Source organism: Bacteroides cellulosilyticus DSM 14838 (genome assembly GCF_000158035.1).
Taxonomy (GTDB): domain Bacteria; phylum Bacteroidota; class Bacteroidia; order Bacteroidales; family Bacteroidaceae; genus Bacteroides; species Bacteroides cellulosilyticus.
In genome coordinates, this window is the sequence record NZ_EQ973491.1 from 989,137 (window position 1) to 1,001,530 (window position 12,394).

10 protein-coding genes and 2 pseudogenes are annotated in these 12,394 nt (G+C 40.9%); all 12 read left to right on the forward strand.

The window, feature by feature from the left end; translation table 11 throughout:
• Window positions 1–606 (forward strand): Imm65 family immunity protein (locus tag BACCELL_RS15975; protein ID WP_007212948.1); only part of this gene is annotated, 606 nt, incomplete at its 5' end.
• A gap of 171 nt (window positions 607–777) precedes the next feature.
• Window positions 778–986: pseudogene (locus BACCELL_RS27775) on the forward strand (RHS repeat-associated core domain-containing protein); the annotation flags it as partial.
• Window positions 976–1,587, forward strand: a complete 612-nt coding sequence (locus tag BACCELL_RS15980) for a hypothetical protein (protein WP_007212950.1) — start codon at window positions 976–978, stop codon at window positions 1,585–1,587. The pseudogene BACCELL_RS27775 and the gene BACCELL_RS15980, both read left to right, overlap by 11 nt.
• A 177-nt stretch (window positions 1,588–1,764) precedes the next feature.
• Window positions 1,765–2,229, forward strand: coding sequence for a nucleoside-diphosphate kinase (gene ndk / locus BACCELL_RS15985; protein ID WP_007212951.1), 465 nt, complete (start codon window positions 1,765–1,767; stop codon window positions 2,227–2,229).
• A gap of 121 nt (window positions 2,230–2,350) precedes the next feature.
• On the forward strand, window positions 2,351–3,082 hold the full coding sequence (locus tag BACCELL_RS15990; protein WP_007212952.1) for a type III pantothenate kinase: 732 nt from the start codon (window positions 2,351–2,353) through the stop codon (window positions 3,080–3,082).
• Window positions 3,069–4,332, forward strand: a pseudogene (gene bamG / locus BACCELL_RS15995) (BamG family beta-barrel-assembly machinery protein). Before BACCELL_RS15990 ends, bamG begins: the two are co-directional and overlap by 14 nt.
• Before the next feature lie 38 nt (window positions 4,333–4,370).
• Complete coding sequence (locus BACCELL_RS16000) at window positions 4,371–5,687, forward strand: tetratricopeptide repeat protein (RefSeq protein ID WP_007212955.1); 1,317 nt, start codon at window positions 4,371–4,373, stop codon at window positions 5,685–5,687.
• Window positions 5,688–5,698: 11 nt separating this feature from the next.
• Window positions 5,699–6,346 (forward strand): LPS export ABC transporter periplasmic protein LptC, encoded by a 648-nt coding sequence (lptC, locus tag BACCELL_RS16005; protein WP_007212956.1) that lies wholly within the window; start codon window positions 5,699–5,701, stop codon window positions 6,344–6,346.
• A 3-nt stretch (window positions 6,347–6,349) separates the two neighbouring features.
• Window positions 6,350–7,606: a hemolysin family protein gene (locus BACCELL_RS16010; RefSeq protein ID WP_007212957.1), complete on the forward strand. Its 1,257-nt coding sequence runs from the start codon at window positions 6,350–6,352 to the stop codon at window positions 7,604–7,606.
• 120 nt (window positions 7,607–7,726) lie between these two features.
• Window positions 7,727–9,865, forward strand: a complete 2,139-nt coding sequence (locus BACCELL_RS16015) for a SurA N-terminal domain-containing protein (RefSeq protein ID WP_007212958.1) — start codon at window positions 7,727–7,729, stop codon at window positions 9,863–9,865.
• Between the two features lie 154 nt (window positions 9,866–10,019).
• Window positions 10,020–11,060: a dual-specificity RNA methyltransferase RlmN gene (gene rlmN, locus BACCELL_RS16020; protein WP_007212960.1), complete on the forward strand. Its 1,041-nt coding sequence runs from the start codon at window positions 10,020–10,022 to the stop codon at window positions 11,058–11,060.
• A gap of 69 nt (window positions 11,061–11,129) precedes the next feature.
• Entirely contained in the window at window positions 11,130–12,191 is a 1,062-nt protein-coding gene (locus tag BACCELL_RS16025) for a DUF4837 family protein (protein WP_007212961.1), read from the forward strand.
• The last annotated feature ends 203 nt before the right edge of the window (window positions 12,192–12,394 follow it).

Below are 12,394 nucleotides of genomic sequence, written 5' to 3' on the forward strand. Positions count from 1 at the left end.
CATACCTTGGTCTCTACAACATATAAGTCTTACCTCACTTATTATTATTATTCTTTTCCTCAACTCTTGGAATATGCATTCAAAGATTATGATTCGACCCATTTACCACGCTTTATATTGTCTTCATATTCTTTAGTTGTGGATAGTTCATACATACCCAAAGGGACATTGTATAATCATATCCAACGCATTGATGGAAAAATATATTATTCCAATGTTTTAGATGAGTATTTTAAAGAAAATAAAGATAGTATACGTAAGGACTTTTTTGCAGTATTAAATGGGAAAGATACACTTAAACTAAATATTGTAGATACGATAACACAGCATCTTTTCTTTGAGAGTGCGAATAATGCTGCTTTCTTTAGATCGCTAACAAAAGAATCTTGGGATAAATTATACGATTTGCTTCGCGACTCGACTTTTTATTTTTGTGCTGAAAAAGGCACGCATGTCAGGCACTCCGTTCCGTATAGTGACTATTATTGGCTTTTTAGTATACACGATAATTGTTCTTATAAATATGTAGATGAGGTTTATAGAAGAGGGATAAAGCAGAGCTTGAAGGATTTATACGGTAGTTATGAAGAATGGGATGCAAATTGATTTCATTTATAGGATTCAATGTTGGTTTTGTTGGTATGATATCCCCTGTCTCTTAACTCCGAAATATGGGTAGAGGCAGGGAATATTTATTCTCCTCCCTGTTCTACAATACGGACGGCTTGAACGGCATGAGATGTTACAACGGCAATATCCTTGGACTGAAACGCTACGGGTGTCAAACTTGCTATTGAATATACGTATGATACCAATGGCAGCTTAATAAAAGATTTGAATAAGGGAATCGAAATTCAATATAATTTATTAAATTTGCCAGTTAGGTCAGTTTCTCAGATGGAAGTACCATCACTTATACTTATGGTGCGGATGGAGTAAAGCTTCGCACGGTGCATAAAATAGGAGGTATGACTAATGCAAAAGATATATTTATTATTGAGTATTTTGTTTTTTATTCAGGTAGATTGTTTGGCTCAGTCTTTTCTTCCTGATGAGAGTAATATAATGAGTTATGAAGAAATTCTAAATTTGTATCCTAAGTCATTGACATCTCATCTTCCAGCAAAAATAGATGGAATGAATCTTGAATTTTTACATTTATCTTCTCCTTTGGCAGGGCGGTTTCTAAGCTATATTCATTTGGTGTCACCTTATGACACTAAAAGTGAAAAATTGAAGAATGAGGTCGCTTTAAAAGCAAAGGCTATATATTATTTACGGGACTCTTGTTTAACAATACCTTATGATTACGAGGATATGAAAGTAAATGAATCGGATTCCGTTCGTAACCCCCGGAATACTAGTATGTTGCCAATTCCTAATTTCCGCTCTTGGGATGATGCATTTACTTTGCCATTTTATCAAGAAGCGGTTGTTTATCTCCTTGATGCAGAAAAAGGTTGTTTCCTACCTGCTGATTGTCTTACTATATCTGGAGTAGGATTACCCAAAGGATGGGAACATGGCTATACTAAGGGGGTCGCTTTTTATAAAAACTCTGTTGTTTATTGGCTTGAAGTTTGGTAAATATGTTGAGTAATATGTACTGCGCCTTACTCGTTTATATGTTTACATTTGTATTTGTCATCCAATAATTTACATAAAAAGACTCCAACCGAGTGCTATTCTCAAGAAAAATAGTATTTTTGGAAGAATTATTGAAAAGGATACCTTTATATATAACTTTAAAAAGACCCGACTATTATGATGGAAAAAACACTGGTTATTTTGAAACCATGTACCCTCCAAAGAGGCTTGGTAGGTGAGATTACGAACAGATTCGAACGTAAAGGCTTGCGTCTGGCCGGAATGAAAATGGTTCAGCTGACGGATGAAGTGCTCAGTGAGCATTACGCCCATTTAAGTGCGAAACCCTTCTTTCAGCGCGTGAAGGATTCGATGATGGCCTGTCCGGTTATCGTGTGTTGCTTTGAGGGGGTAGATGCCATTGAAGCGGTGAGGGTTTTGACCGGCCCTACCAATGGCAGGAAGGCAGCTCCCGGAACCATCCGCGGAGATTACAGTATGAGCTTTCAGGAAAATATCGTTCATGCATCCGACTCACCCGAAGCGGCTGAAGCGGAATTGAAAAGATTTTTTAAACCAGAAGAAATATTTGACTATAAACAGGCTACATTCGACTTCCTGTATGCTAATGACGAGTATTAGCGAGGAAAAAGAAAAATAAGTTTGCGATAAACTACGCTGATGTAGTAAGGAAAATGTCGACTACAGCTTTCAAATTCAATTAAAGTCGTATCTTTGTGCCCGGAAAATTAATCTTCATTCAGTGAACCTGGTTATTGATATAGGAAATACGGTGGCAAAAGTAGCTGTCTTTGATGGTGTTTCACTATTGGAAGTGGCGTATGACTCTAATCGGAATTTGGAGCATTTGTCGGACATCTATAGTAAATATCACTTTGAAAAAGCAATTGTTGCCACGGTCATCGACTTGAGCGAGCAAGTGCTGGCACAATTGGCATTACTTCCCATACCTGTGCTTTGGCTGAATGAAACGACTCCACTCCCGGTAGTGAATCTATATGAAACACCCCGGACGCTGGGGTATGATCGTATGGCTGCCGTAGTGGCTGCCAATGAACAATTTCCCGGAAAAGACATACTGGTGATAGATGCCGGCACGTGCATTACGTACGAATTTGTGGATGCCGAAGGACGCTATCATGGTGGAAATATTTCCCCGGGTATGCAGATGCGTTTTCGGGCGCTTCACCAGTTTACCGGACGCTTGCCGCTGGTGCAACGCGAAGGGCGTGAACTCCCGATGGGAAAAGATACTGAAACTGCCATCCGTGCGGGAGTTTTGAAAGGTATGGAATATGAGATTTCTGGTTACATAGTGGCTATGAAACATAAATATCCTGAACTTTTGGTTTTTTTAACGGGCGGGGATGATTTTTCTTTTGATACAAACTTAAAAAGTATCATCTTTGCAGACAGATTTTTAGTGTTGAAAGGATTAAATCGAATTTTAAACTATAATAATGACAAGATTTAGACAAACACTTTTGGTGCTTTTGCTCACGATATTATCTGGAGCGACGGTCGCTCAAAATAATACAAATTCTCCCTATACACGATACGGATACGGACAACTGGCAGACCATGGGTCAGGTAACAGTAAGGCAATGGGTGGCATTGCTTATGGTTTACGTGACAAATATCAGACCAATTTCGCGAATCCGGCATCTTATACGGCAGTTGACTCGTTAACTTTCATGTTCGACGGAGGTATTTCTATGCAAAACACCAACTTCAGCGATGGAGTAGTGAAGATGAATGCCAAGAACTCAAGTTTTGACTACATTACGATGCAGTTCCGTCTGTCAAAAAAGGGCGCCATGAGTATAGGATTGTTACCTTATTCCAATGTGGGATATAAAATGGGTAACTATCAGGAAAACACTGAAACTCCGACTTCCTCAGCCAGTACAACTTATTCCGGTGAAGGGAGGTTTACATCAGCTTTATATAGGCGCAGGTTTTAAAATTATTAAAAATCTTTCCGTTGGTGCGAATATTTCGTATCTTTGGGGAGACATAACACATACGCGGCAACAGTCATTTACATCTAACTCAAATATCATGCCGTTGACAACGCTTACCGGGATGGAAATTACGAGTTATAAACTTGACTTTGGAGCGCAGTACACACAGCAATTCGGTAAGAAACATGCGGCTACTTTGGGAGTCGTTTTCTCACCGGGACATAATTTGGGAAATGATGCGTATGTACAAACCCAGCTGGGCAATCAGAACACTGGATATACTACAACGCAGAAGGACACTATACTGACAATGGGTATTCCTATGACGCTGGGCGCAGGTGTGACGTATGTGTACGATGATCGTCTGACAGTGGGTGCGGATGTGATGTTCCAGAAATGGAACAGTGTGACATTCATGAATGACCCGGATGCGTTCTGTAATAAAGTGAAAGTTGCTTTAGGTGCGGAATATATTCCTAACATGATGGGTAGAAGTTATCTTTCACACATCAAATATCGTTTGGGAGCTTATTATTCTAAACCTTATTATAAGATAGATGGCGTACGTGCTGCAAATGAATACGGAGTAACTGCCGGTTTCGGTTTGCCTCTTCCACGTAGCCGTTCCGTATTGAGTGTTTCAGCACAATATGTGAGAACGCAAGGCACGGAAAGCAAATTCTTGAACGAGAATACATTGCGTCTTTGCATTGGCGTGACATTCAATGAACGTTGGTTCTGGAAGCGTAAAGTTGAATAGTGAAGAATAGACAATATAACAACTAAAATTTAAATACAATGAAGATTAAAACGCTTGTAGCTGTCTTGCTCCTTTCGGGTGGAGTAACCAGTGTCCTGGCACAGGAAGATTGTAACAAGAACAGTAGTATTTCTCATGAAGCGGTAAGAGCTAGTAACTTTAAAGATGCTTACTTGCCGTGGAAAGAAGTTCTGAAGGATTGCCCTACGTTGCGGTATTATACATACACGGATGGTATTAAAATATTAACATCTTTCTTGAATGATATAAAGGACCGTAATTCTGCTGATTACAAGAAGTATTTTGATGAACTGATGGAGGTTTTTGATTTGAGAATTAAATATACTCCGGATTTTATGCATCTGAAAGGTACTCCTTCTGTAGGCGACGTTTTGGGTAATAAAGCTATTAACTACATTGCTTATGCTCCTAATGTAGATGTAAATCAAGCTTATGCTTGGTTGAAAGAATCTCTGGAAACTGAAAAGGGTGGCTCTAAAGGTCCTATCCTCCACTATTTTCTGGATATGTCTTTGAATAAATTGAAAGCTGATCCTAATCATAAGGAACAATTTATTCAGGATTATCTGACTGATTCCGAATACGCCGATGCTGCTATCGCCGCAGAAGATGACGCGAAAAAGAAAGCTGCTTTGCAACAAGTGAAAGATAACCTCGTAGCAATGTTCATCAATAGTGGTACCGCTGATTGTGAATCTTTGCAGGGTATTTATGGTCCTAAAATTGAAGCGAACCAATCAGACTCTACTTACCTGAAGAAAGCTATCTCTATCTTGAAGATGATGAAGTGTACGGAAAGCGAAGCATACTTCCAGGCTTCTTATTATATGTATAAGATTGACCCGACTGCTGATGCAGCTACCGGATGCGGATATATGGCATATAAGAAGGGTGATTATGATACAGCAATCAAATACTTTGATGAAGCTTTGTCATTGGAAGGTGATAATGAAAAGAAAGCTCAGATTGCTTATGCTGTTGCTGCAACTTTATTTAATGTGAAGAAGCTTTCACAAGCTAGAGGCTATTTGCAGAAAGCTATCAGTTTCAAGGAGAATTATGGTGATGCTTATATCTTGCTTGCACAGCTTTATGCTTCCAGCCCGAATTGGAATGATGAGGCGGCTTTGAATAAGTGTACATATTTTGTTGTTATTGATAAACTGCAACGCGCTAAAGCTGTGGATCCCACTGTAGCGGATAAAGCAAACGAATTGATTTCAACGTATGCACGTTATACACCGAAGGCTGAAGACCTCTTTATGTTGGGTATCAAAGCCGGTGACCGCGTTACGGTAGGCGGTTGGATCGGTGAAAGCACAACGGTTCGATAAGAAATATAAATATGTTACCACAACGAAGTAACGTTCTATTTTGTAGAAGTTTGAGCATAACCATTGCCTTTGGGGCAGTGGTTATGTTTCTTTTATTTTCCGCCTGTTCCGGACGGCATAAGGATATGGGAGCTGCCATAACCGAGCGTGATTCATTGCCTGTGATGGATACGAAAGGAGTGATGACTTTAATCTCTGATTCCGGCGTCACCCGCTATCGAATCAATACGGAGGAGTGGCTGGTCTTTGACCGGAAGAATCCGCCTTACTGGGCTTTTGAAAAAGGGGTCTATCTGGAAAAGTTTGATTCTGTATTCAATGTAGATGCAAGTATAAAGTCGGATACGGCATATTATTATGAAAAGCAAAAGTTGTGGAAACTGATGAGTAATGTGCATATTCAAAATCTTAAAGGTGAGAAGTTTGATACAGACCTGTTGTATTGGGATCAGAATAAACATACGATCTATTCTGACCGGTTTATCCGTATTGAACAACCGGACAGGATCATTACTGGTCGTGGTTTCGACTCTAACGAACAAATGACCGTTTATACAATAAGAAAACCGGAGGGCATCTTTTATGTAGATGATGATGCCACAACTCCTGCAGACAGCGTGCAAACAGACAGTATGCCGAAAGATAGTATCAAACCGTAAATTATGGATACCTATATTTATTTATTGATAACTATGGCTTTCTCCGCTTTCTTTTCGGGTATGGAGATTGCTTTTGTTTCCGTAGACAAACTACGTTTTGAAATGGAACGTAAGGAGGGATTGACGTCTCGCATTCTTTCTTATTTCTTCCGTAATTCCAATAACTTCATATCTACCATGCTGGTAGGTAATAATATTGCGCTGGTTATTTATGGTATCCTTATGGCGCAAGTTATCAAAGTCCATCTCCTGGGCGATTTGATCTCCAATGATTTTGTGGAAGTGTTGTTGCAGACAGTCATTTCTACGCTTATTATCCTGGTAACAGGTGAATTCCTTCCTAAAACCTTATTCAAGATTAACCCCAATCTTGTATTAAAAGTATGCGCTTTTCCGCTACTGATTTGTTATATCGTTTTGTACCCGGTGTCTCAGCTGGCTTCCGGATTATCTTACCTTTTCTTGCGTCTGTTCGGGATGAAGATCAATAAAGAAGCTTCGGACAAGGCTTTTGGAAAAGTAGATCTGGATTATTTTGTCCAGTCCAGTATCGATAATGCCGAAGATGAAGAAGAACTGGATGCCGAGGTGAAGATATTTCAGAATGCGCTCGACTTCTCCAGTATTAAAATACGCGATTGCATCGTACCCCGCACGGAAATTGTAGCCGTTGACCTGACTGCCACTCTGGAAGATTTGAAAAGTCTTTTTGTTGAGTCCGGTATCTCCAAGATTATAGTGTATGACGGCAATATAGATAATGTGGTAGGGTATATCCATTCGTCCGAAATGTTCCGCAATCCTGCCGATTGGCGGAATAATGTAAAAGAAGTGCCCATTGTGCCCGAAACCATGGCAGCGCATAAACTGATGAAACTCTTCATGCAGCAGAAGAAAACGGTTGCCGTAGTGGTGGATGAGTTTGGCGGTACGTCCGGTATCGTATCGCTGGAGGATCTGGTAGAAGAAATATTCGGTGATATCGAGGATGAACATGATAACACTTCGTATGTGTGCAAGCAGATTGGTGAACACGAATATGTGCTTTCGGGTCGCTTGGAAATAGAAAAGGTTAATGAAACGTTTGATCTGGATCTGCCGGAAGAAGATGATTATATGACAGTGGGTGGATTGATCCTGAACCGTTATCAGAGTTTCCCGAAATTGCATGAAGTAGTGACGATTGATAAATTTCAGTTCAAAATTATTAAGGTTACAGCCACTAAAATAGAGCTGGTACGTCTTAAAGTGGTGGAATAATAGCAGAATGGCGTAATTTTTTAAAGAATAAATAGATGCGTATTAGCATTTTTTGTATCTTCGTGCGCTAAAATGAAGTTTGGAGAAAATATAATAAACAAATAAATCATATTAACTAAAATGGCAACATTACAAAACATTCGGTCTAAAGGACCCTTATTGGTGATTGTTATTGGTTTGGCGCTGTTCGCTTTCATTGCGGGAGACGCATGGAAGGTATTGCAGCCACACCAGTCACATGATGTAGGAGAGGTTAACGGAGAGTCACTTTCCGCTCAGGATTATCAGAGCTTGGTAGAAGAATATACTGAAGTTGTGAAATTTTCCAGAGGAACAAGTGCACTCACAGATGAAGAAAACAATCAGATTAAAGATGAAGTTTGGAGAAACTACGTTAACAATAAGTTGATTGAAAACGAAGCAAAAAAACTTGGTTTGTCAGTTTCTAAAGCAGAACTCCAGTCAATCATTGATGCAGGCGTACACCCGATGTTGCAGCAGACCCCGTTCCGTAATCCGCAAACTGGTGCTTTCGACAAAGATATGTTGAAGAAGTTCCTCGTAGATTACTCTAAGATGAACACAGCGCAGATGCCGGCACAGTATGCAGAATATTATCAGTCTATGTATAAGTTCTGGTCTTTCCTTGAGAAACAATTGGTTCAGACTCGTCTGGCTGAGAAATATCAGGCTCTGGTTTCAAAGTCTCTTTTCTCTAATCCGGTAGAAGCTCAGGATGCTTTCAATGCAAGAGCGGATCAGTCTGATATGTTGCTGGCTGCCATTCCTTATTCTTCAATCGTAGACTCTACAGTGACCATCACAGATGCAGATCTGAAAGCAGCTTATGACAAGAAGAAAGAGCAATTCAAACAATATGTGGAAACTCGTAACATCAAGTTTATTGATGTACAAGTAACTGCAAGCCCTGAAGACAGAGATGCTATCCAACAGGAAGTAATGGAATATACTGAACAACTTGCAGGTACTCCGGGTGATTATTCTACACTTGTTCGTGCTGCCGGTTCTGAAGTTCCTTACATTGATCTGTATTATACTTCTAAGGCATTGCCTACCGATGTAGCTGCTCGTCTGGACTCTGTTTCAGTAGGTGGTGTATATGGTCCTTACTACAATGCGACTGACAATACGATCAACTCGTTCAAGAAATTGGCTACTGCTTCAATGGCAGACTCTATTCAGTACCGTCAGATACAGGTGGTTGCTGAAGATGCTGCGAAGACAAAAACTTTGGCTGACAGTATCTATACTGCCATCAAAGGTGGTGCAGACTTTGCTGAAATCGCTAAGAAGTATGGTCAGACCGGTGAGGCTACCTGGATTTCTTCTGCTAACTACGAAGGTGCACAGCTGGATGGTGACAACCTGAAGTATGTGAATACAATCACTACTCTTGGCAAGAACGAAATGACCAACCTGAACCTGGCACAGGCAAATATCATTGTACAGGTGATGGATAAGAAGGCTGTTAAAGATAAATATAAAGTAGCCGTTATTAAACGTCCGGTAGAGTTCAGCAAAGAAACTTACAGCAAGGCATACAATGAATTCAGCCAGTTTATCGCTTCTAACCCGACACTGGAGAAGATGGTAGCTAATGCTGAAGATGCTGGTTATAAGCTTTTGGATAGAAACGATTTGTATAGTTCTGAACATGGTATCGGTGGTATCAGAGGTACTAAGGAAGCTTTGAGATGGGCATTCTCTGCAAAGACTGGTGAAGTATCCGGTTTGTATGAGTGTGGCGAAAGTGACCGTATGTTGGTAGTGGGTGTTTCTGCTATTGTTCCGGCTGGTTACCGTCCGTTGGCTTTGGTGAAAGACCAACTGAGACTTGAATTGCTGCGTGACAAGAAGGCTGAGAAGATTATGGCTGACATGAAGGCTGCCGGCGCTACTTCATTCGATCAATTTAAAGCTATGCCTGAAGCAGTAAGCGATTCAGTGAAACACGTAACTTTTGCAGCTCCCGCTTATGTTCCGGTACTACGTGCCAGCGAACCGCTGGTAGGCGCTTATGCATCGATTGCCGAACTGAACCAACTGAGTGCTCCGATAAAGGGTAATGGCGGTGTATTTGTTCTTCAACCGTATGCAAAAGATAAACTGAACGAAACTTTCAATCAGGAAACAGAAGAAACTACGTTGCAGAATATGCATGCCCGTATGGCAAGCCAGTTCCTCAACGACTTGTATCTGAAAGCTGATGTGAAAGATAACCGTTATCTGTTCTTCTAAGAAATAACGATAATTGAGATATGAAAAGCCGTCTGATAGAATATCAGGCGGCTTTTTCTTTATCCCTGTGTCTCATTTTCTGCGCCTGCAATTGCCTTTGTGCAACTTTATTCCTACCTTTGCAAAGATAAACTGGAAAGATTGATAGATAATTATGCCGAAACAAACTCTTTTAGGACTGACACTCACTGAATTGCAGGAGGTGGTGAAAAGACTGGGAATGCCCGGGTTTTCCGCCAAACAGATTGCTTCATGGCTGTATGACAAGAAAGTGAACTCCATAGACGATATGACCAACTTGTCGCTGAAACATCGGGATCTCCTGAAAGATGTCTACGAAGTAGGAGCGGAGGCACCTGTGGAAGCTATGCGTTCCACAGACGGTACGGTGAAATACTTGTATCGGGCAGGTGATAAGAACTTTGTAGAGGCGGTTTATATTCCCGATGAAGATCGTGCTACACTTTGTGTATCTTCTCAGGTGGGATGTAAGATGAACTGTAAATTCTGTATGACGGGTAAGCAAGGCTTCAGTGCCAACCTGACTGCCAATCAGATAATCAATCAGATAAATTCTCTTCCCGAGCGGGATAAATTGACCAACGTGGTGATGATGGGCATGGGCGAGCCTCTGGATAATCTGGACGAGGTGCTGAAAGCTCTGGAAATCATGACTGCTTCTTATGGATATGGATGGAGTCCCAAGCGGATCACGCTCTCTACCGTTGGTTTGCGCAAAGGATTTCAGCGCTTTATAGAAGAATCGGAATGTCATCTGGCTGTCAGCTTACATTCTCCGGTCGCCTTGCAACGTCGCGAACTGATGCCTGCTGAGAAATCTTTCTCTATCACTGAAATGGTAGACTTGTTAAAAAACTATGATTTTAGTAAACAGCGTAGACTATCTTTTGAATATATTGTTTTTAAGGGTGTGAATGATTCGTTGCTCTATGCTAAGGAATTGTTGAAACTCTTGCGTGGACTGGACTGCCGTATCAACCTCATCCGCTTTCATGCCATTCCCGGTGTAGACCTGGAGGGAGCGGATATGGAAACAATGACTAAACTCCGTGATTACCTGACTTCCCACGGTCTGTTTACTACGATACGTGCTTCCCGCGGTGAAGATATATTTGCCGCTTGCGGCATGCTTTCCACTGCCAAACAGGAAGAGAATAAACAAGAATTAATATAAATTATTAACTTTGGCTCGGATGATATACGTATTCTTCGTAGTTTTGTAAAAACATTAACTGGTAAGTATATGAGAAAGCAGCTGTTTTATTTAAGTCTGACTATTGTAGCAATTGCCCTTTCCGCATGTAGTGGCGGTAAGAAAGGCGTGTTTGGTGCGACTTCAAGTGGTCGTGCGTATGAAATCCTGGTAGTGGTTGATCCCGCTATGTGGGAACGTCCTGCCGGTAGGGCGCTTTATGATGTGCTTGATACGGATGTACCGGGGCTTCCCCAGTCCGAACGTTCTTTCCGTATGATGTACACTTCTCCTGCCAACTATGATGCTACGTTAAAGTTGATTCGTAACATTATTATCGCTGATGTACAGGATATTTATACCCAGCCTAAGTTTAAATATGCGAAGGATGTGTATGCTGCTCCGCAAACTATCCTGACTATACAGGCTCCTGATGAAGCTTCTTTCGAGCAGTTTGTGACGGAGAACAAACAGACTATCATTGATTTCTTTACCCGTGCGGAGATGAACCGACAGATTACACAACTGGAAAAGAAGCATAATGATTATGTGACGACAAAGGTAAAGAGTATGTTTGATTGTGATGTCTGGGTACCTGCTGAACTTTCTTCTACCAAGCAAGGAGAGAACTTCTTCTGGGCTGGTACGAATGCAGCTACCGGCGACCAGAACTTTGTTATTTACTCTTTCCCGTACAAAGATAAAAATACATTTACCAAGGAATATTTTGTGCAGATGCGTGACTCTGTCATGAAGGCTAACATTCCGGGAGCGAGGGAAGGCATGTATATGGCAACTGACTCCTTAATGACCGATGTTCGTCCTCTTAATGTACAAGGAGAGTATGCGCTGGAAGCTCGTGGCCTGTGGCGTATGAAGGGGGATTTTATGGGTGGTCCGTTTGTTTCGCACATGCGTTTGGATCCGGTGAACCAACGTATTATTGTTGTGGAAGCTTTTATCTATTCACCTGATAAGTTGAAACGTAATCTGATGCGCCAGATGGAAGCCTCTCTTTACACTTTGAGAGTGCCGGGTGATAAACAGACAGGAGCTGAGATTCCATTGGGCGTGACGAAAGAGCAGAGTAAAGCTACTGATCAAGGAAAATAATATGTAAGAATGTATACGAATTAAAGAGATAACTTTCATCCGCAGATTACGCGGATTGCACAGATTTGTTTTAATCTCAATCTGCGTTATCTGCGTAATCTGCGGATGAAGATTTATCGTTGGAACTTCTGGCACATTCTTATCTAAAATGATATATATATTGAAAAATGGAAGATAATAAAATAAAAGTCGGCATTACACAA

Coding starts and splice junctions, on each gene's coding strand:
- BACCELL_RS15980 (WP_007212950.1), top strand. CDS start 976: ATGCAAAAGATATATTTATTATTGAGTATTTTGTTTTTTATTCAGGTA.
- ndk (WP_007212951.1), top strand. CDS start 1,765: ATGATGGAAAAAACACTGGTTATTTTGAAACCATGTACCCTCCAAAGA.
- BACCELL_RS16000 (WP_007212955.1), top strand. CDS start 4,371: ATGAAGATTAAAACGCTTGTAGCTGTCTTGCTCCTTTCGGGTGGAGTA.
- lptC (WP_007212956.1), top strand. CDS start 5,699: ATGTTACCACAACGAAGTAACGTTCTATTTTGTAGAAGTTTGAGCATA.
- BACCELL_RS16010 (WP_007212957.1), top strand. CDS start 6,350: ATGGATACCTATATTTATTTATTGATAACTATGGCTTTCTCCGCTTTC.
- BACCELL_RS16015 (WP_007212958.1), top strand. CDS start 7,727: ATGGCAACATTACAAAACATTCGGTCTAAAGGACCCTTATTGGTGATT.
- rlmN (WP_007212960.1), top strand. CDS start 10,020: ATGCCGAAACAAACTCTTTTAGGACTGACACTCACTGAATTGCAGGAG.
- BACCELL_RS16025 (WP_007212961.1), top strand. CDS start 11,130: ATGAGAAAGCAGCTGTTTTATTTAAGTCTGACTATTGTAGCAATTGCC.